This window comes from Chryseolinea sp. H1M3-3 (genome assembly GCF_029360725.1).
Lineage (GTDB): Bacteria > Bacteroidota > Bacteroidia > Cytophagales > Cyclobacteriaceae > Chryseolinea.
In genome coordinates this window covers 1,478,641-1,497,655 of record NZ_JARKMY010000001.1, presented here as the reverse complement: position 1 = coordinate 1,497,655, position 19,015 = coordinate 1,478,641, and the positions used below count along the sequence as shown (strand labels likewise).

Annotated in this window: 17 protein-coding genes; 9 read left to right on the top strand and 8 right to left on the bottom strand. The window is 41.5% G+C overall.

The window, feature by feature from the left end; all coding sequences use genetic code 11:
- The first annotated feature begins 38 nt into the window (after positions 1 to 38).
- From mnmH to P2W71_RS06490, 5 genes are all read left to right on the top strand, one after another.
- Complete coding sequence (gene mnmH, locus P2W71_RS06510) at positions 39 to 1,064, top strand: tRNA 2-selenouridine(34) synthase MnmH (RefSeq protein WP_276368569.1); 1,026 nt, start codon at positions 39 to 41, stop codon at positions 1,062 to 1,064.
- Between the two features lie 34 nt (positions 1,065 to 1,098).
- Positions 1,099 to 2,040 carry a lytic transglycosylase domain-containing protein gene (locus P2W71_RS06505; RefSeq protein ID WP_276368567.1) on the top strand — a complete coding sequence of 314 codons (942 nt, stop codon included), beginning with the start codon at positions 1,099 to 1,101 and terminating at the stop codon, positions 2,038 to 2,040.
- 113 nt (positions 2,041 to 2,153) lie between these two features.
- Positions 2,154 to 2,486, top strand: a complete 333-nt coding sequence (locus tag P2W71_RS06500; RefSeq protein WP_276368565.1) for an arsenosugar biosynthesis-associated peroxidase-like protein — start codon at positions 2,154 to 2,156, stop codon at positions 2,484 to 2,486.
- Positions 2,487 to 2,494: 8 nt separating this feature from the next.
- Entirely contained in the window at positions 2,495 to 3,547 is a 1,053-nt protein-coding gene (gene arsS / locus P2W71_RS06495) for an arsenosugar biosynthesis radical SAM (seleno)protein ArsS (RefSeq protein WP_276369069.1), read from the top strand.
- Positions 3,548 to 3,628: 81 nt separating this feature from the next.
- Positions 3,629 to 4,390: a creatininase family protein gene (locus P2W71_RS06490; RefSeq protein ID WP_276368562.1), complete on the top strand. Its 762-nt coding sequence runs from the start codon at positions 3,629 to 3,631 to the stop codon at positions 4,388 to 4,390.
- On the opposite strand, the gene P2W71_RS06485 is transcribed toward P2W71_RS06490, so the two are convergent.
- The gene (locus tag P2W71_RS06485; RefSeq protein WP_276368560.1) at positions 4,387 to 5,151 is read right to left on the bottom strand and encodes a segregation/condensation protein A; all 765 of its coding nucleotides are present in this window, start codon (positions 5,149 to 5,151) and stop codon (positions 4,387 to 4,389) included. The two genes, P2W71_RS06490 and P2W71_RS06485, sit on opposite strands and share 4 nt — an antisense overlap.
- 141 nt (positions 5,152 to 5,292) lie before the next feature.
- Between P2W71_RS06485 and dxs the strand changes: the two genes are divergently transcribed.
- The 3 genes from dxs to P2W71_RS06470 all read left to right on the top strand — a co-directional run bounded on the left by dxs (position 5,293) and on the right by P2W71_RS06470 (position 8,877).
- The gene (gene dxs, locus P2W71_RS06480; RefSeq protein WP_276368557.1) at positions 5,293 to 7,221 is read left to right on the top strand and encodes a 1-deoxy-D-xylulose-5-phosphate synthase; all 1,929 of its coding nucleotides are present in this window, start codon (positions 5,293 to 5,295) and stop codon (positions 7,219 to 7,221) included.
- Positions 7,218 to 7,982 (top strand): alpha/beta hydrolase, encoded by a 765-nt coding sequence (locus tag P2W71_RS06475; RefSeq protein ID WP_276368554.1) that lies wholly within the window; start codon positions 7,218 to 7,220, stop codon positions 7,980 to 7,982. Before dxs ends, P2W71_RS06475 begins: the two co-directional genes overlap by 4 nt.
- Positions 7,983 to 8,127: 145 nt before the next feature.
- On the top strand, positions 8,128 to 8,877 hold the full coding sequence (locus P2W71_RS06470) for a hypothetical protein (RefSeq protein WP_276368552.1): 750 nt from the start codon (positions 8,128 to 8,130) through the stop codon (positions 8,875 to 8,877).
- Between the two features lie 117 nt (positions 8,878 to 8,994).
- Here P2W71_RS06470 and P2W71_RS06465 read toward each other — a convergent pair whose 3' ends face one another.
- The 3 genes from P2W71_RS06465 to serS form a co-directional block, all read right to left on the bottom strand.
- Positions 8,995 to 9,363, bottom strand: a complete 369-nt coding sequence (locus P2W71_RS06465) for a hypothetical protein (RefSeq protein WP_276368549.1) — start codon at positions 9,361 to 9,363, stop codon at positions 8,995 to 8,997.
- Between the two features lie 116 nt (positions 9,364 to 9,479).
- A complete protein-coding gene (locus P2W71_RS06460; protein WP_276368547.1) occupies positions 9,480 to 10,526 on the bottom strand; it encodes a nucleoid-associated protein in 1,047 nt (348 codons plus the stop codon).
- Between the two features lie 74 nt (positions 10,527 to 10,600).
- Entirely contained in the window at positions 10,601 to 11,875 is a 1,275-nt protein-coding gene (gene serS, locus P2W71_RS06455) for a serine--tRNA ligase (protein ID WP_276368545.1), read from the bottom strand.
- 283 nt (positions 11,876 to 12,158) lie between these two features.
- Between serS and rho the strand changes: the two genes are divergently transcribed.
- Positions 12,159 to 13,721 (top strand): transcription termination factor Rho, encoded by a 1,563-nt coding sequence (gene rho / locus P2W71_RS06450; RefSeq protein ID WP_276368543.1) that lies wholly within the window; start codon positions 12,159 to 12,161, stop codon positions 13,719 to 13,721.
- A 39-nt stretch (positions 13,722 to 13,760) separates the two neighbouring features.
- Here the strand turns inward: rho and P2W71_RS06445 are convergent, their stop codons facing one another.
- From P2W71_RS06445 to proC, 4 genes are read right to left on the bottom strand one after another with little or no spacing between them, the layout of a single operon-like run.
- Positions 13,761 to 15,845 (bottom strand): vWA domain-containing protein, encoded by a 2,085-nt coding sequence (locus tag P2W71_RS06445; protein ID WP_276368541.1) that lies wholly within the window; start codon positions 15,843 to 15,845, stop codon positions 13,761 to 13,763.
- 3 nt (positions 15,846 to 15,848) lie between these two features.
- A complete protein-coding gene (locus tag P2W71_RS06440) occupies positions 15,849 to 17,117 on the bottom strand; it encodes a replication-associated recombination protein A (RefSeq protein WP_276368538.1) in 1,269 nt (422 codons plus the stop codon).
- Positions 17,117 to 18,094: a DUF3667 domain-containing protein gene (locus tag P2W71_RS06435; RefSeq protein ID WP_276368536.1), complete on the bottom strand. Its 978-nt coding sequence runs from the start codon at positions 18,092 to 18,094 to the stop codon at positions 17,117 to 17,119. The genes P2W71_RS06440 and P2W71_RS06435 overlap by 1 nt, the downstream gene beginning before the upstream one ends.
- Positions 18,095 to 18,133: 39 nt before the next feature.
- The gene (proC, locus tag P2W71_RS06430; RefSeq protein ID WP_276368533.1) at positions 18,134 to 18,931 is read right to left on the bottom strand and encodes a pyrroline-5-carboxylate reductase; all 798 of its coding nucleotides are present in this window, start codon (positions 18,929 to 18,931) and stop codon (positions 18,134 to 18,136) included.
- Between the last annotated feature and the right edge of the window lie 84 nt (positions 18,932 to 19,015).

Below are 19,015 nucleotides of genomic sequence, written 5' to 3'. Positions count from 1 at the left end.
AATTACTTTCTTTAATTTTGGGACAAATTTAAAATAACGTGATCCTCACGATTGATGACTTTCTTTATCTTCGAAACCAACTCCCTGTTATTGATGTGCGGTCTGAAGGTGAATATGAAGCAGGGCACGTTATATCTGCCATAAATATTCCACTGCTTAACAACGAGGAGCGCGTCGTTGTGGGCACTACATACAAGCAAAAAGGGCAACAAGAGGCCATCATGAGTGGATTTCGTCTGGTAGGCCCACGTCTGGCAGATATTATTGAAAATACTAAAGTAATAGGCAATGAATTAATCGTCCATTGTTGGCGCGGCGGCATGCGATCGTCTAATTTTTGTCAGTTCATCAGCATGACAAAAATAAAAACGCATCAGCTGAAAGGAGGCTATAAAGCTTACAGGCAAGTCGCGGTGGAGTCGTTCAAAAAACCATTCAAATTATTTTCATTAACAGGCTTTACAGGAAGTGGCAAAACGGAGATTCTTCGCGCCATGGCTGATGAAGGTGAGCAGATTTTGGATCTGGAAAAAATTGCTCATCATAAAGGTTCTGTGTTTGGGGGATTAATGATGCCTCCCCAACCCACTACGGAACAATTTCAAAATAATTTGTTTGAGGAAATTCTCAAGTTAGATCTTTCTAAAAGAATTTGGATTGAAGATGAATCCATTGCCGTAGGTGAAATATTTCTTCCAGAACCTTTTTGGAAACAAATGACCACAAGCACACTGATGGAGATTAATGTGCCGAAAGAAATTCGAATCAACCGACTGGTGAAAGAATATGGCCATGCAGATAGGGAGAAATTTCTTGAGGCTATGACAAAAATTACCAAAAAACTAGGCGGACAGCACTACATCGCGGCGAAGGAAAAACTTTTAGAGGGCGATATGAGTTCTGTAATTGATATACTTCTCTCCTATTACGATAAGGCCTACCGCAATGGAATCGAGAAGAAAAAAAGGCGAATAAAACTTTATTCTTCATGGAATGGTACAGACGTACATGTTTATGCAAGGCAATTAATAAAGGAAGCCACGACGCTCTCTACCTTTGCGTGACGCGCTATCCTCTCACAAATTGAATGTATTGAATATGAAATTTCACCTCTCAAACTTTCTATCAATCTGTTCATTGATTATACTGTTCGGGTATATTTCTTACAAGGAATGGTCTTTAAAACCCAGCAAAGATAAAATCTCTGATAATGGAGTTTTCGAAGTTCAATTTGAAACAGCTTCAGATCAACGATTGCCAGCAATATCTTTTAATGTCCCCCAAAAAATTTCCTTCGCAGACGAACCCGTCCCTTTACAAATCCCTGATGTACACGAGCGCCTTGACAAAGAACTTCAGATAAACTGCTACCTCCACAGCAATACGATCTTTCTTATTAAAAGAGCTAATCGTTGGTTGCCCCAGATGCAAGAAATCTTAGAGAAACATGGCATACCGGAAGATTTCAAATATTTACCGCTCATTGAAAGCAATTTGTTGAATGTAACTTCTCATCGGGATGCTGTTGGTTATTGGCAAATTCTTAAAACTTCTGGCAAGGAATTGGATCTAGAGATTACGGATGAGGTAGACGAACGTTATGATCCTTTAAAAGCGACTGAGGCGGCTTGCAAATACCTCAAGAAAGCGTATAAAAAATTTGGAAACTGGACGATGGTTGCGGCCTCCTACAACCGCGGCATGGGCGGAATAGAACGTGCAATTGAAGATCAGTCCGTTGACTCTTACTACGACTTATATCTTAATGACGAAACGTCTCGCTACGTGTTTAGAATTCTGGCCATAAAGGAAATCGCTGAGAATCCTCTGCGATATGGTTTTCGAATTGAAGAAGATCATTTATACAAACAAGAACCGTTGCGATATATAGAAGTTAACGAAACGGTAAAAGACCTGGTAACTTTTGCAAAATCGCATGGGACAAACTACAAGTTGTTAAAACGCCATAATCCCTGGCTGCGAGAAGACCGTCTTACTGTAAAAAAGGGTAAAAGCTATCGCATAGCGATACCATCCTAGTAAAAATTGCTCCGATATGAACATCAAACTTTGATTTGATGTTCTTTATTTGTCGCCCACCCGCTAAAGTAATGTTGCGGGCCTTTCTTACTTTTGGAGTCAAACCTTTTATTATGGAAACCTATTACAATCCCGCAGACCTTAAAAAATTTGGAAACATCGGAGAATGGGAAGAGAACCTTGCAAAAAAATTTTTTGATTGGTACGGCGACGTGTTTAAAGAAGGCGATCTGACAGCCCGGGAAAAATCTTTGATTGCATTAGCCGTCGCGCACACCATTCAATGTCCCTATTGTATCGATGCTTATACACAAGACACGCTTGAAAAAGGTGTAACTGAAAAAGCGATGATGGAAGCAATTCATGTTGCCGCTGCCATTCGCGGAGGTTCATCTTTGGTACATGGTGTACAAATGATGAACAAGGCCAAAAAAATTTCCATGTAGAAGTTATGATCAAGTCGCTTCACGCACGACATCATCAGCTGGCGAATCAGCAACGGCAACTGGAAATCCTTGAGAATGGCATTTTTAAATCAGGGCAATTTCCAACCTTCCGGAAGAAGCTTGAATCCACAGGGTATCATTCTTTAAAACCTTCCAGGATTGAAATATTTCAAGTGAATGTGGGATATATGTGTAATCAGGTCTGCAAGCATTGTCATGTCGATGCGGGCCCAGACCGACTTGAAATAATGACCCGTGAAACGATGCAGCAATGTGTTGACGTTCTGGCTGCAACAAAAATCAAAACCCTTGACATTACCGGTGGTGCCCCGGAGATGAATCCCGACTTCATGTGGTTTGTCGAGCAGGCACATGCATCAGGTGTTGGTGAAATTATTGTCCGGTCTAACCTCACCATTCTCACAGCTAATCCCAAATATCATTCACTTCCGGAATTTTTTAAAGCTAATAATGTGCGTGTATGCTCATCGTTACCTTTTTATAACGCCGGCAAAACTGACCGCCAACGCGGGGAAGGTGTTTTCGAAAGATCCATACAAGGCTTGCGGATGCTGAATGAAGTGGGTTATGGAATTCCTGAAACAGGATTGATACTGGACTTAGTGTACAACCCCTCAGGTGCTTTTCTTCCTGGTAATCAAGAACAATTACAGCGCGACTTTAAAATTGAATTGAAGAATCATTTCGACGTTGACTTCAATAGTTTATTTACCATCACCAATATTCCAATTAGTCGATTCCTTGATTTTCTTATCGAATCTGGCAACTATGAAGACTACATGGAAAAACTTATCACTGCATTTAACCCATCGGCTGTGGAGGGCGTAATGTGCCGAAATACAATCTCCATCGACTGGCAAGGCAACCTATACGATTGTGATTTCAACCAAATGCTTGGACTTAAAACGTCAAAATCAGCAGGCCAACATATCAGCACATTTGACCTTTCCCAGCTTGAATCGAGGGAGATTATTATTGGACAACATTGTTTTGCGTGCACTGCGGGTGCAGGAAGCAGTTGCCAGGGAAGTACAGCATAAGTACAGGTCAAGGTGAATGTGTTTTCGATCTCCATGATAACTGTTAACTTCGTCGTCATTTGTACCTGATTATCTAAAATCATGCGTCCGTATATCCTTGCTGAGAATAATTGGAAGAACATCAAAGAAACTGTCTTCGAAGTAGCTGTTCTACCGTGGGGTGCTTGTGAGGCCCACAACTATCACCTTCCCTATGGCACCGACATCATTGAAGCCGACAACGTGGCGGCTGAAGCTGCGCGGATTGCCTGGGAGAGCGGCTCAAAAGTTATTGTATTGCCAACTATTCCGTTTGGCGTTAACACAGGTCAGTTTGATGTGATGCTTGACATGAATATGAATCCAAGTACGCAGTTCGCGGTATTGAAAGACGTGGTAGAAGTATTGAATCGTCAAGGAATTTATAAACTCATCATCCTTAACAGCCATGGTGGAAATGACTTTAAAACCATGATTCGGGAATTAGGACTGAAATTTCCTAATATGTTTTTAAGCGCCTGCAACTGGTATCAGGCTGTAGATCAGAAAGATTTTTTCGAGAATAAGGATGACCATGCCGGAGAAATGGAGACCAGTGTGATGATGCATCTAACACCCGGATTGGTAAAGCCTCTTTCTGAAGCAGGTGATGGCGCGTCAAAAAAATCAAGGATAACTGGCATACGCGAAGGATGGGCATGGGCCGAACGTAAATGGATGCAAGTTACGAAAGACACCGGCGTAGGCGACCCACGCCAAGCCACCGCAGAAAAAGGTATGCGCTATTTTAAAGCAGTGACGGAAAAAGTGGGTAAGTTCTTTACAGAAGTGGCGAAAGTCGACCGTAAAGATCTCTATGCTTAAAGAATAGCTTCCGTGGGTTCCGCCTTCGAAATCCAAAAGTTGCCATATCCTTCTCCTATCTGAATAGTAAGAACCTGCAATGCCAGCATTTCCAGGATTGCCAGGAAATTAAAGATCACTCCCATTCGCGTAGGATACTCAGCAATCAATTCAGTAAATGAAAGCTTCGGTTTTTTAGTGAGTTCTTCCAGCAAATGTTTCTTCTGCGCTTCAACCGTGTAGGGGTATTGGATAACGTGGTGAACGGGTTTATTTTTCTCAGCCTCCTGACGCTTTAAGATTTTCTCGAAGACCGTCATTAATTTGAAGATGGTCACGTCCTGAAGTTCGGCTTCCACATTGGTGCTTTCCGCCAATGTTTTAAGTTCCTTCATAATATTTCCACGGCGCTCTTTCATCAGCTCCGTTTCTTCCAGTTTATGGAAGCTTTCTATGACCGACTTATATTTCTTGTACTCAAGCAAATGACGCACAAGCTCTTCTCGAGGATCAATTTCATTACCTTGCCCATCCAACTGAGGCCTTGGCAACAGCATTTTCGATTTAATACGCATCAGCGTCGCCGCCACAAGGATAAATTCACTGGCCACTTCAATATCAAGTTGCTCCATGTGATGCATGTAATCAAGAAAATCGTTGGTGATCTTAGAAATAGGTATATCGTAGATGTCCAATTCGTCGCGTTCAATGAAAAACAACAAAAGGTCAAAAGGACCTTCAAAAAGGGGGAGTTTTACCTCAAAATTTTCGTGTGTTGTCATAGTGGCCCGCAAATTTATTTATAATCCCTTAAAAAATGGTGACATCTAGGAAATAACTACCTTTATGGTTTATTTGATATTAAATAAGCGGTTTAGAACCCTAGAGGTCAAACGCTTGTTAATGGCATTAATGATTTTTACATGCTTATAACACCTGGAAAAATTTTAGCCAGCATCAACAGTCCAGACGATGTTAAGAAGCTGGATCAAGCGCAATTGGTTCAGCTTTGTGACGACCTTCGCCATTTTATCATTGATAATGTGTCTGTTTATGGGGGTCATTTTGGCGCAAGTCTGGGTGTTGTCGAACTAACCGTTGCTCTACATTTCGTTTTTAACACGCCATATGATCAGCTGGTCTGGGATGTAGGACACCAGGCTTATGGACATAAAATTTTAACAGGTCGCCGAGACGAGTTTTATACTAACCGTCAATACAAGGGGATTTCAGGGTTCCCAAAAAGAAGTGAAAGTGTGTACGATACTTTTGGTGTAGGGCATTCCTCTACCTCCATCTCTGCAGCCCTTGGAATGGCCGCCGCCTCCAAATATTTGAATATCGAAGACAAACAACACATTGCCGTGATAGGTGATGGAGCCTTAACAGGAGGTATCGCCTTTGAGGGCCTCAATCATGCAGGTGTTTCTGATACGAATATTCTAATCATCCTCAATGACAATTGCATGGCCATTGACCCAAATGTCGGTGCGCTAAAAGATTATCTAACGGATATTACAACGAGCAAGACGTACAACAAATTGAAAGATGAAGCCTGGAATTTGCTAGGCAAGCTTTCTATGTTTGGTAAGAGTGCACAGGAAATTGTTTCTAAACTTGAAAGTGGTATCAAGGCGACTTTACTCAGCCAAAGCAATTTATTTGAATCGCTGAACCTGCGGTATTTCGGACCTGTAGATGGGCACGATGTGAATCATTTGGTGACTATACTCAATGATCTAAAGAGCATTAAAGGACCGAAGATACTTCACTGCATAACCACGAAGGGAAAAGGTTATGCGCCAGCTGAAAAGGGCAACGCTACCACATGGCATGCGCCAGGAACTTTCGATAAAATTTCGGGAGAGATATACAAGAAGGTTTACGATAACCCCCAGGCACCCCGTTATCAGGATGTTTTTGGGCACACGTTGGTTGAGTTGGCAAAAGTTAATGATAAAATTATCGGGATAACACCCGCAATGCCTTCAGGATCTTCTATGAATATCATGATGAAGGAAATGCCTGACCGTGCTTTTGATGTCGGCATTGCTGAGCAACATGCAGTCACGTTTTCTGCTGGTTTAGCCACACAGGGTCTTATTCCTTTCTGCAATATTTACAGCACGTTTATGCAACGGGCCTATGACCAAGTTATACACGATGTTTGCATCCAGAATTTGCCTGTTAATTTTTGTTTGGACCGTGCCGGGTTTGCCGGTGCCGATGGGCCTACGCATCACGGCGCGTATGACCTCGCCTATTTCCGCTGTCTTCCCAACATGATCGTTGCTGCTCCCATGAACGAAGTGGAATTACGAAACCTGATGTTTACGGCACAGTTGCCGCGTAAAGAAAAAGCATTCTCTATCCGCTATCCCCGCGGGCAGGGTGTAATGCCAAATTGGAAGCTTCCCATGGAAGAAATTAAATTTGGCACTGGTCGAATGATCAAAGACGGCGAAGATCTTGCAATCCTGACCATTGGTCACATTGGAAATTATGCTGTACAAGTTTGTGAAAGTCTTGCGAAACAAAACATAAATGTTGCACACTTCGACATGCGCTTTGTCAAACCGTTGGATGAAGTGATGCTGCATCAGATTTTTCAAAAGTTTAAGAAGATTATTACTGTTGAAGATGGATGCATTCAGGGCGGATTCGGAAGTGCAGTCGTAGAATTCATGGCAGAGCATAATTATTTTTCTGAAATCAGAAGACTTGGTATCCCCGACCTAGTGGTCGAACATGGCGAGCAAATCGAACTTCAACACGAGTGTGGATTCGATCCCGAAGGAATTGAAAGAACCGCTCTGGAAATGTTAGAACCCGTTACAAAATCGCTGACATGATCAACCTATCCTCGACGGACACTGGAAGTGGAGAACCTATTCTGCTTATCCATGGTTTCCCGTTTCATCAGCTGATCTGGGAGGAGTATGTTGGAAGGCTTTCTGATTCGTTCAGAGTTTTAACTGTTGATTTGCCTGGCTTTGGCAAAAGTCCAAGCCTGCCATCACCTTTTAGTCTCGGTCAGGTAGCCGACACGTTATTAAGTTTCATTGCAAGTAAAAACCTCAATGCGTTATCCATTGTGGGGCACTCACTTGGTGGTTATGTGGCATTAGCCATGGTGGAAAAACGTCCTGAATTATTCTCATCGCTGGTGTTATTTCATTCAACGGCCTACGCCGATAGCGATGAAAAAAAAGAGTCACGAACTAAGGTTATAGATTTCGTGAGAAAAAATGGCGCACTACCTTTTACCAGTGGATTTATTCCACCGCTCTTTGCAGATCCAACCCATCCCGCTATCAAAAAGGTAACCGAAATAGCAAGTCAAGCGACGGCGGAGGCTGTTATCGGGTACACAGTAGCCATGCGGGAGCGAAAAGATCAAATTAAAACATTGGAAAGCTTTAAAAATCCTACGCTCTTTTTGGCCGGCGAGAGCGATCCGGGCATTCCCGTTGATTCGATTCGAAAACAAGCCGCTTCGTGCCAAAAACCGGAAATTCATATTTTTGAGAAGGTGGCCCATATGGGCATGTTTGAAAAACCAGCAGAAACGGCCTCAAAAATCAAAGGTTTCGTAATGAAATCTAACACGTAGATTCTCGGCAAGGCCCTTTTCGCTTTTGATTATGTCCCAAATTCCTTGCTAAATTGTGCCTCCCTAAACCCCGCTGGAAAGCTAGGTTTAATTAAAGTAGTACTTTATATTTGTTATCAAGAATAAAAATAACCAATCCGTAACTATGGAAGATATTGCTACCCAAAACTATGACGCATGGAATGCAATGGCTCGAAATGTAGCCTTTGTAGCATGGGCGATCTCTATTTTGATAGTATTGTATCACGTTTTCCGCTTAGCCACAATGGGCGATGCGAAGGCTAAGTATGATTTTATTAACAGAACAGAAATCAGAACGTTATGGATCGCTGCCATCGTACTTATTGTAGGATGCTGCTTTTTCGCAAATTCTACCATTGACAAATTGAGCACACTTTGGATTTTTGTTCGTGGTTTCACGACGTTCGCCATGGGTATGATCGTTGCCCTCATCGTGCAAAACATGTTAAAGTTCTATTATCCTTTTTTCATCGAGAAACGATTAAAAGCACTTCGCTACAAACCACGGGTTTCTCCGAAAACAGGAAAACCTATGAAACTATTAGGCGAGTCGGAAGAAGATGCTTACCTGGACGAAGGTATGCAAGCTGAAGAGCAAGTATTCTCTATCGACTATGATGTGTGGAAAGACGAAGAAACAGGATATGTTAAGATCGAACGTTATTCAGGTCACTTACATGCACTCCAATGTCCTGAATGTAATTACCAAACATTCAAAGTTGTTCGCGAAGAGATTTTGAAAGCTCCAATGGGCCTTGAAGAAGGTCAATTGCTGAAACACTTCCAATGCGGTTACTGTGGTTACAAAGCAAAGAAGACTGTTGTGTTGCGTGTATCCCAGAAGTTCGAGGAGTCATCCGCTGCAACTGCTTAAGTCAGTAAAATAAAATATTAAAAAAGCCCTTACTTCAAACGGAGTAAGGGCTTTTCATTTATAGTTGATTGCCAAGATCGACCAAATATTAAATCACAAACGGGTGTGATCTTATAATTAATGCCCCAACCGTTCGACGCGGGTAACAAAATATTTTGTGTCACCTCGCCAGGGGAAAGTCATATAATGTTTTTCAAAATAAAGATTAACCCGTTCACCGCTAAGCGAAACTTGCTGGAGTTCCTTAATAAGGTCAGTATCGCTTTTATAAACTGAAAAATCGAAAGATTCTGCAATCGGGCTGGTTCCCTTTAGGGCACCAAAAGTTTCGAGATTGATTTTACCCTCGTATGTTTTGAACAACATTCCTTTCTCACTTACACGTAAAACTTTCCCTGCCATAACACCTTCTTCGTAAGTAGCCCAATACAGAAAACTAAACACTACGATCGCGATGAGCAGCAATGAAATTCCAATGACTTTCATAACTTTTTTTGATGTTCTTTTAACCCGGGTGCCGAAACTTTCTACTTCCATAAACTTGAATTGTGTTGTTATTAAAGATACTCAATAGAATCTGATATTTCCGGGAGCCGAAGCATCTAAGTTTCCTCGTCGAAGTAAATCTTGTAGTAATGTTTTTTTATGTCCTCATCGAAACCCTTTTCAATCAACTGGCGATTACCGTGTATATAAATATGAAAATTCTTATCGAGTTTGAGCACGCTCTTGAATACCCTTAACTGTTTTTTTACAGCGTGAGCAGAGATCTCAAAATTATCTACAATATCACTTTCATTCCTGGATATAAGGGTGCTTTCATAATTACGAAAAGATTCAATGACCGAAGGGTCCTCCAATACTTCTGCCTCAAATTCATGTTGGTTGAATTGATCTTTTGTTTTGAAAAAATTCCTGGACCGGTTTAACAATTCAATTTTGTCTGCCTTTGACACACTGAACTCTTCGTCGAGTTGTTCGTCAACATACTGGCGGGTAAGATTCATGAAATTTTGCGTATGGTGAAAGTTATCCGCCAGCGGCTTTACTTGTAGAAAATCGTTCATCCAGAAATGCGCTTCATTTGCATTCCGGTTATCCACAACAAGAATTTTATAACCTTCTTCCTGCTCAACATCCAATATCAAACACCCCTTATCCAGTTTTCGGATATTTATACCGTTGTCTGCTTTTAATTTGAAAGAAGGTGTTGTGGTGTTAAGTTTTAAATAGGAATCTTTATTCTCAGACTTAAAAATTCCAATGGCATTATAAACTTGGTTCTGGATACGAACGCCTGACAGATAAGCCACATATAAATCGCCGGATTTGATATTTGGAAGCAGTGTCACTGCATACAGATGGCTGGCAATGTTAATAGAATTTTCATGAAGGGAATCGGGATCTTCGAAGATCTCAGATACTAATTTATACAATCCATTTTCGGCGATTTGATCATTCGTAAAAGTAAACCTGTAATACTCGAATGCATTAAAACTCGAAAGAAAATAGGTTAGCAAGACGTTTTGTAAGGCATCATCTTCAGTTTCGAGAGTCTCTGAAGACAGTTTTAATTTTTCGCCATTAACGCCATTTCCCACGACATGCGCAGACACATGCAGTACTTTGCTTTCAGAATAATCGATCATATCATCAAGGTAAAACAGAATAGCCTGTACCCAAAATGAAACTTTAAAAAGTAAATTTCTCTTTAAGAAATTCTCTAATTAATGATATCAAACTTGGTATAAGGAATCAACGCTTTTGGAATTTTAATTCCGTCGGATGTTTGATTGTTCTCCAATATCGAAGCAACAATTCGAGGCAAGGCCAACGCGCTTCCATTCAACGTATGAAGCAGGTGAATTTTACCTTCTTTGGTTTTATATCGCAGCTTTAAGCGGTTTGCCTGAAATGTTTCGAAGTTACTGACCGAACTCACTTCAAGCCATCTTTGTTGTGCCGCGGCATAAACCTCCATGTCAAAAGTTAGAGCAGAGTTGAAACCCATATCGCCTCCGCACAACAATAATTTACGATAAGGCAATTCCAGCTTTTCGAGTAAGCTTTGAACATAAGCACACATTTCATCGAGCGCCTGATACGATTCGTCCGGCTTTCTAATTTGAACGATTTCAACTTTATCGAATTGATGAAGTCTGTTTAATCCCCGAACATGTGCTCCCCAACTACCTGCCTCGCGTCTGAAACACGGCGTATAGCCGGCATTCTTAACTGGAAGATCTTCTTCATTTAAAATCACATCTCGGTATAAATTGGTAATTGGAACTTCTGCAGTTGGAATCATGTACAGACCATCCTCCTGAATAAAATACATCTGGCCTTCTTTATCGGGAAGCTGACCTGTTCCATAACCAGAAGCTTCATTAACGACAATCGGAGGCTGTATCTCTTTATAATTTTGTTTTTCGGCTTCATCCAGGAAAAAATTAATTAATGCTCTTTGAAGTTTCGCTCCCTTCCCTTTGTAAACGGGAAAACCGGCCCCCGCTATTTTATTTCCCAGGTCAAAGTCAATGATGTCGTATTTTTTAATGAGCTCCCAGTGAGGTAGTGCATCCAAGGAAAGCTGAGGCAATAACCCATGTTCGTAAACCTTCAGGTTGTCATCCGCCCCAAAGCCAGCAGGCACGGATTCATGAGGTATGTTGGGAATTTTATATAACAAGTCAATAACCTCCTTCTCAGACTCATTGAGAGATGCCTCCATTGCTTTGGTCGTTTCCTTGGCTTCTCCAATTGAAGCTCGCAGTGCATTAGCCTCATCGTTTTTCTGAGCTTTGATAAGTTCACCGATTTTCTTCGCATCGGCATTTGCTTTTGCTTTTCTGTCGTCGAGGGCTTTTTGAGTCTCCTTTCGAAGGGCATCTTTCTTCAGGATCAGGTTGATTAAATTTTCTGCGTCTTTGAAGTTTCTCTTACGAAGGCCTTCCAGAACCTTGTTAGTTTGTTCGCGTATTACAGCAACCTGCAGCATGTTTATTTTATTTTGAAGGGCCTAAAATTAGTTTTTTTGAAGGTTTTCTGACCTTTTGATTTGAATAAATTATTTTAATGATTTGATAATAATTTAAATTTCGGCTATACTTGCAACGTCATACGGCTTTATCTCAAGCCCTCTGAATATAAATCCGAATTTTATTTTTCGTCTTTTGTTTTCATTTTAGTTGTTCTCATGGTCCTAATCTCAGCCTGGCTGATTACAATCGATTAATTCAACTAACATATCTTTTTTAATTCCAACTCATTTTTAAATTAACATGTACACTATTGATGATCTGAACGTCAGACTCCTTTCTGAACTTAAAGAAATCGCGGAGGATATGGGCGTAAAAAACGCCAAGAAACTCGCCAAACAAGACCTAATCTACAAAATCCTCGATCAACAAGCCGTTGCCGGAGAATCTGCCAAATCTGCTCCTACAACGGAGACTATTGCACCCGAAGCATCTACTGCAGAGCCAGAACGTAAAATGAGGCCCAGAAGACGTGAAAACGTAGCGCCAACACCACCACCCGCACCAAAAACCGAAACTGATTTCTCATCTGATGAGATATTAGATTCAATCGATATTAATTTCGACAGCACGCCTCCAACATTTAATTCGGAACCAGAATCTGGAATTCCAGCAATGGAAGAACCGCGTCATACACGTCCCGAATCTCGCGAAGAAAAATCGCCACAATTTCGTCTGGCAATAAGAGAGTTTGATGGTGCTATCAGTAACGAAGGTGTATTGGAAATCATGCAAGATGGTTATGGATTCCTTCGTTCATCCGATTATAACTACCTGGCTAGTCCTGATGATATTTATGTATCGCCTTCTCAAATCAAGCTATTTGGTTTGAAAACTGGTGATACTGTGAAAGGATTCATACGGCCTCCTAAGGAAGGTGAAAAATATTTTGCCCTTCTGAAAGTTGAATCCGTCAACGGAAAAACAACCGAAGAAATTCGCGACCGCGTAGCTTTCGAATATTTAACACCCTTGTTTCCGAACGAAAAATTAAAACTTGCAACAACGCCTGATAATCTTTCGACTCGTATCCTCGATTTGTTTGCCCCTATTGGTAAAGGTCAGCGTGGGATGATCGTGGCACAGCCTAAGACTGGTAAGACGGTATTATTGAAAAATATCGCCAACGCAATTGCCACCAACCATCCTGAGGTTTATTTGATCGTGTTGCTTATCGATGAGCGACCTGAAGAGGTAACTGATATGGCCCGGAGCGTAAATGCTGAAGTTGTAGCTTCAACATTCGACGAACAAGCAGAGCGCCATGTAAAGGTTGCCAGCATTGTGCTGGAAAAGGCAAAACGGATGACTGAGTGTGGTCATGACGTTGTGATCCTCCTTGACTCCCTCACGCGCTTAGCACGTGCCTATAATACAGTGGTTCCGTCATCCGGTAAAATTCTTTCTGGCGGTGTTGATGCGAATGCTCTACACAAACCAAAACGTTTCTTTGGAGCTGCCCGTAAAATTGAAAATGGTGGATCTCTTACAATTATTGCAACAGCCCTTATTGACACCGGTTCAAAAATGGATGAGGTAATCTTCGAAGAGTTTAAGGGAACTGGTAACATGGAGTTACAACTTGATCGCAAACTTTCTAATCGCCGGGTTTATCCTGCGATGGATGTGCCTGCATCAGGTACGCGCCGCGAAGATTTGCTTCTAAAAGAAGAAGAATTGCAACGAGTATGGATATTGCGGAAATTTATGGCTGACATGAATTCTATTGAAGCGATGGACTTCCTGCAAAGCAAAATGAAAGGTACACGCAACAACGAAGAATTTTTGATTTCAATGAATGGATAAATTTTATAGTGGCGCCGTTTCATGCGGCGCCACGATTTATTAATATCCTCCAAAATACTTTCTCAGCGTCCATTCGAAAGTTGCCAACAATAGGAGCAGCACAAAAACCCACTTCAGATTGATTAATGTATCATAAGTTTCTTCGGTGTGAATAACACTTTTTGCCTGCACCTTTTGCAATTCTGCTTTCAAGCCCTCAACATTAACTGCCGAATAAAATTTACCTCCGGTATTCTTTGATAATGTTTTTAATAAATCAAAATCTGCTGTCAGATTTTGTAACTCAGCCTGCCGCTTTACTACAGCAAATTCGCCGCGTACTTCTTCAGGCTTTTGATCTAATGTAGTTCGGGACCGATACCGATATACACCTTCTTTCAATCCGCCAATCTGATATCGGCTATTGCCCGGACTGGTTGTGTATGAGTAAGAATTTTTTTTGCCTTGCTCATCGGTCAGATCGATGGTGACTTCATTTCCGAAAACGGGTTCATAAATCGAATTGTATGCCTGACTTTCAAAAACAACGGGCTGGGTATCCGAAAATTCTTGCTGGATCGGATAGCTTCTGAATTTGCGCTTGTCCTCCGTAGTGCTGAGATACTGGATTAATTTTCCGAAGACTTCATCGAATGCTGCTGTGCCTTCAGTACGGTCAAATTCGTTAAGACGCCATCTCCACAAACCTTCTCCGAGCATGATACCAATTTTCCTGTCGTCTTGTTGTGAGACTGCTAATAATGGCTTGTCTGTAGAAACGCTACCAACCCGTTGAAATAATAATGGCGAAGCTCCGAGTGATACGCCGACCTTTCCGAAATGAACGGAGACTGGCGGAAAATCTGCTAACATTGTATTTGACTCAGGTGAGATAATGAAACTTGAAAAAGATGAATTCACCACCGGTGTTACTTCGTCATAATCTTGTGGCGTTCCCTCAAATTTTACGGGCATATTTTGTTTTTCTATTTGACGCAGGTCTGAATGCTGCCCAAGGATTATAAACAAAGACGTTTTGCTGGTTGCAAATTGTTGGAATAGTGCATTGGTTTTTCCTCGTAAATCAGGTGCCTGATGGAAGATGGCCAAGTCAATTTCTTCGGGGCGGAGCGCATTTGCTGCAGGTGCATTTATCGTTGGTGTATAAAGAATAAACTCATAATTCGAATTCTTCTCAATAACCTCACGAAGGGCTTTAATATCTGGATGCGGAGAAGATGCGACCACCAAAATTTTCTTCTTTCCTTCCACCACTTCCACAAAAACTGAGGTTTGATTGTTCTGCGTATTGTGCTCTCCTTCTTTTACATCCAATTGGATATCGAGTTTCTGAATGCCTTGTTCATTTGCTGAAGGCTGAAAATCAAATGTTAAGAGTTCGCCTTCTTTCGATGCCTTCGTTTGCTTGTCGATCACTTTACCACGCTGCAATACGGAAGCAGTAACGGCCGCATTCTGAAGATTTTTTACGATGACCTCAACGCGTAATGGAAATTTATTTCCCTGATATGCAATCTTATTGTAGGACACGTTTTTAATCCCTACATCACTATGCTGCAACGTATCGCCTATCCCTATGGTATAAACGGGAAAATTATATGTTGAATACAACGGAGAAATACCGGCGTTATAAATTCCATCGCTGATCAACACAATACCGCCCATACGACTTCCTTCATAGCGGTTAGCGATTGCTTTTAATGCTCCGGTAAGATCAGAGTTTTCGGCCGTAAAAGCGGGAGCAATAATTTCTTCACCAGCCAGGCTATTGATTTTTACGTCATATCCTTTCTCATTCAAAACAGCGGCTACATCCTTGACGTTATCATTTAACTTTATTAGTGAAGTTGAATCCACAGCTTCCTTTACAGAAACAGAATTATCGTACAATAAAATGAAAAAGGGTTTTTCGAAAATATTATTGATCTGTTTTACAATTGGACCCAGTAATAGAAATGCGAGCAGAAATGCCAGCACAGTGCGGGTTCCGAAAAGTATTCTATTCCACTGCTTACTCCACGGATGCCTTGACTTGTATAACAAAAAGGCAAACCCAACGGCCACCATTATGCAAACAATAATGTAACCAGGGGACGATTCAAAAATGATATTCTGTTGATGCATGTTTTAATAACCGTATTTTTCTTTCCACAAAGACCGGAGGTATTTCCTTAACTCTTCTTCCCTGGCATTGTTGCCTGGCTCATAGAATTTTGTTCCCTTAATCTTATCAGGCAGAAATTCCATGTTTGCAAAATTCCCGTCATAACTATGGGCATATTGGTATCCTTTGCCGTAATCAAGTTTCTTCATGAGCTTCGTGGGCGCATTGCGTATGGACAGCGGCACAGGCAAGTCACCTGTTTCCTGTATGTTACTCAATGCATTTTCGATTGCCATGTAACTTGCATTACTTTTGGGTGAACTTGCCAAATATACGGTGCATTGCGCCAAGATGATTCGGGCTTCAGGGTATCCTATGACATTCACAGCCTGAAAGGTATTGGTCGCCATGATTAAGGCGGTAGGGTTCGCGTTACCAATATCTTCTGACGCAAGAATAACCAGGCGTCTTGCAATGAACTTAACGTCCTCACCACCCTCTACCATTCGTGCCAAGTAATATACAGCAGCGTTGGGATCGCTGCCGCGAATCGATTTGATAAATGCAGAAATGATATCGTAATGTTGCTCGCCACTTTTGTCGTAAATAGCGACGTGTTTTTGCGCAAGCTCCATCACCAATTTATCTGTGATAACAATATCGCCTGGTAGGGCGTCACTTATAAGTTCAATCAGATTCAGCAATTTCCTGCCGTCACCTCCCGATATATTTAACAGCGCCTGATGTTCTTGAATTATGATATTTCGTTGTTTTAAATCTTCATCGCGCCTTAATGCTTGTCTTACCAGTTCCATTAATTGTTCTTCCCCCAGCGCTTTAAGAATATAGACCTGGCAACGGGAGAGCAATGCGGCATTCACTTCGAACGAAGGGTTTTCGGTAGTTGCGCCGATCAACGTTAGAATGCCTTTTTCAACGGCACCCAACAGCGCATCTTGCTGACCCTTATTAAAACGATGGATCTCATCTATGAACAATATAGAGCGTGGCGTCGATTTAGCTTTATCAATAACTTCCCGAATATCTTTTACACCAGCGCTAATAGCGCTGAGCGTGTAGAAAGGTTTTTTAGCTGCATGGGCAATGATGTTGGCAATTGTAGTTTTCCCAACTCCGGGCGGACCCCACAAGATCATAGAAGGAATATTTCCTGCCTGAATGGCCATGCGTAACACTCCGGTTGGCCCTGTAAGGTGCTCCTGGCCCACTAATTCATTCAACGTCTTTGGGCGCATACGTTCGGCTAATGGCACTTGGGCATTCAACAGCATCAGATAAACATTAGGGTGATAAGTAAATTAGTTAACAATCCCAAGGCGATGCAAATTCCAAAAAGGCCAATAAAAACCGCATATTTCCAAATGGTTTTACGCCATGTCTCCTTGTATGCCGCCTTCATGGCAAGTAATAAGTAAACAACTATAGCCAATTCTAGAAGTATACCCAGCCATCTAAGCCACGGAATCGAATTAGCAAGCATAGCAAAAGAACCGGCTAGAAAGAAGAAGTTATAATAGCATATTGAAAATACCAGGTGTTCATAATAAAAGAAATCTTTTCTGATGTATAATAACCATAGTAAAAAGGCAAAAACCGGGAGTAAAAAGAAAAATACTTGGGAGAAGTGGGCAGTGAACCCATTGATCACTTTGCTTGCAAATCCTTTTGGATCAGCCTCAAATTGATTCGTCAATTCTATTTCCTTGTATTTCCATTTTTTAGTCAGCCATCCATCCCGGTCCTGAGGCATTAACGATTGCTGAATCGAATCGTATTGCGCGCGAGTTTCTATCGCATCTCCTTCACCTTTATTGTAATCTACATCTTCAGTATCATTCTCACTTGTGATGGTGACGATAGATTTCTCATTTGCATCGGGAAGCGATGTAAAAAGCAGAAAATAAATAAAACTAATAAACACATACATCCTGGCCGGATGGAAATAACTTTCTCTTTTTCCAGCATTATATTCTGTTGCAAGAAACCCTGGTTTTAAAAGTAAGTATCTGCAGGTCTTTAGAAATTTGGACTCATAGCCCGAAAAGGATGAAATGAAACTGAATGACAATTCAGCAAGACTTTGACGCCTGGGAATATCTTTCTGGCCGCAGTGAGGACAATAAAGATCCGTCAATGCCGTAGAACAGTTAAGGCAATGGCGGGAGTGATCCGTAGTACTTCTTTTCGCCCCCTGCTCTGCACTCACCATGGCCTCCGCTGCACTTAGTGATTTTTCAAGTCCTTCCATCGATGTTTGAATTAGGACGAATGCTTAAGAAGAAGTCTTTTACTTTCCGATTTTTTCATAGGACGTTAGTATTCCCTTGATGAGGGAAGAACTAAAGCCCTGATGTTCCATTTCATTTAACCCTGCAATGGTACAACCCTTGGGTGTTGTTACTTTATCTATTTCTTCCTCAGGATGACGGTTAAGTTTCAACAATAATTCAGCTGATCCCTTAACTGTTTGCGCTGCGATCAGGTTCGCAGTCTTAGCGTCGAAGCCAATTTCGATTCCTCCTTGAGTCGCCGCCCGAATAAAACGTAGCGCAAATGCTATTCCACAGGCACCTAAGACTGTGGCTGCATCCATCAATTTTTCATCTATTGAAATTGTCACGCCCAGTTGATTGAATAACTCCGTAACATAATTTACTTGTTCGTTCAATGCACCTTGATGGCAAATGCAAGTAACCGACTCCTGGATAGCGATCGCCGTATTAGGCATGGCCCGAAACACAGGCGCGCGATTACCAACAATGGCGACAAGATCTTTTACAGCAACCCCTGTTACTACACTGATGACGATATGTTTTGACGGGTCGAAATTTTCGCGAAGACCTTCCAAAACTTCTCTTACATTATACGGCTTGAGTGCCACAATAATAACTTCGCTGTTTTGAATCGCCGCAGCATTATCGCTTGTAACGTTTACGCCTAACGATTTAAGGTTATACAGTGCTTCAATACTCCGGCGCGTAACAGTTAAATGCTGTGGTGAAATAAACTTGCTTTTTATCAGACCTTCCGCAATCGCTGCGCCTAAGTTTCCTCCCCCGATAATAGCAATTTTTGAATTTTTCATGTTGTGTTTATTGTTGAACTCTTCAATACGAAGGTGTGAAAATTAAAATACTTTAACTTGCCATCGTAACAAACGCTTTACTTT

Bases quoted from the DNA above. Each gene is read 5' to 3' on its own strand.
- P2W71_RS06505 (WP_276368567.1), top strand. From the start codon at position 1,099: ATGAAATTTCACCTCTCAAACTTTCTATCAATCTGTTCATTGATTATA.
- P2W71_RS06500 (WP_276368565.1), top strand. From the start codon at position 2,154: ATGGAAACCTATTACAATCCCGCAGACCTTAAAAAATTTGGAAACATC.
- P2W71_RS06490 (WP_276368562.1), top strand. From the start codon at position 3,629: ATGCGTCCGTATATCCTTGCTGAGAATAATTGGAAGAACATCAAAGAA.
- P2W71_RS06485 (WP_276368560.1), bottom strand. From the start codon at position 5,151: ATGACAACACACGAAAATTTTGAGGTAAAACTCCCCCTTTTTGAAGGT.
- dxs (WP_276368557.1), top strand. From the start codon at position 5,293: ATGCTTATAACACCTGGAAAAATTTTAGCCAGCATCAACAGTCCAGAC.
- P2W71_RS06475 (WP_276368554.1), top strand. From the start codon at position 7,218: ATGATCAACCTATCCTCGACGGACACTGGAAGTGGAGAACCTATTCTG.
- P2W71_RS06470 (WP_276368552.1), top strand. From the start codon at position 8,128: ATGGAAGATATTGCTACCCAAAACTATGACGCATGGAATGCAATGGCT.
- P2W71_RS06465 (WP_276368549.1), bottom strand. From the start codon at position 9,363: ATGAAAGTCATTGGAATTTCATTGCTGCTCATCGCGATCGTAGTGTTT.
- P2W71_RS06460 (WP_276368547.1), bottom strand. From the start codon at position 10,526: ATGATCGATTATTCTGAAAGCAAAGTACTGCATGTGTCTGCGCATGTC.
- serS (WP_276368545.1), bottom strand. From the start codon at position 11,875: ATGCTGCAGGTTGCTGTAATACGCGAACAAACTAACAAGGTTCTGGAA.
- rho (WP_276368543.1), top strand. From the start codon at position 12,159: ATGTACACTATTGATGATCTGAACGTCAGACTCCTTTCTGAACTTAAA.
- P2W71_RS06445 (WP_276368541.1), bottom strand. From the start codon at position 15,845: ATGCATCAACAGAATATCATTTTTGAATCGTCCCCTGGTTACATTATT.
- P2W71_RS06440 (WP_276368538.1), bottom strand. From the start codon at position 17,117: ATGCTGTTGAATGCCCAAGTGCCATTAGCCGAACGTATGCGCCCAAAG.
- P2W71_RS06435 (WP_276368536.1), bottom strand. From the start codon at position 18,094: ATGGAAGGACTTGAAAAATCACTAAGTGCAGCGGAGGCCATGGTGAGT.
- proC (WP_276368533.1), bottom strand. From the start codon at position 18,931: ATGAAAAATTCAAAAATTGCTATTATCGGGGGAGGAAACTTAGGCGCA.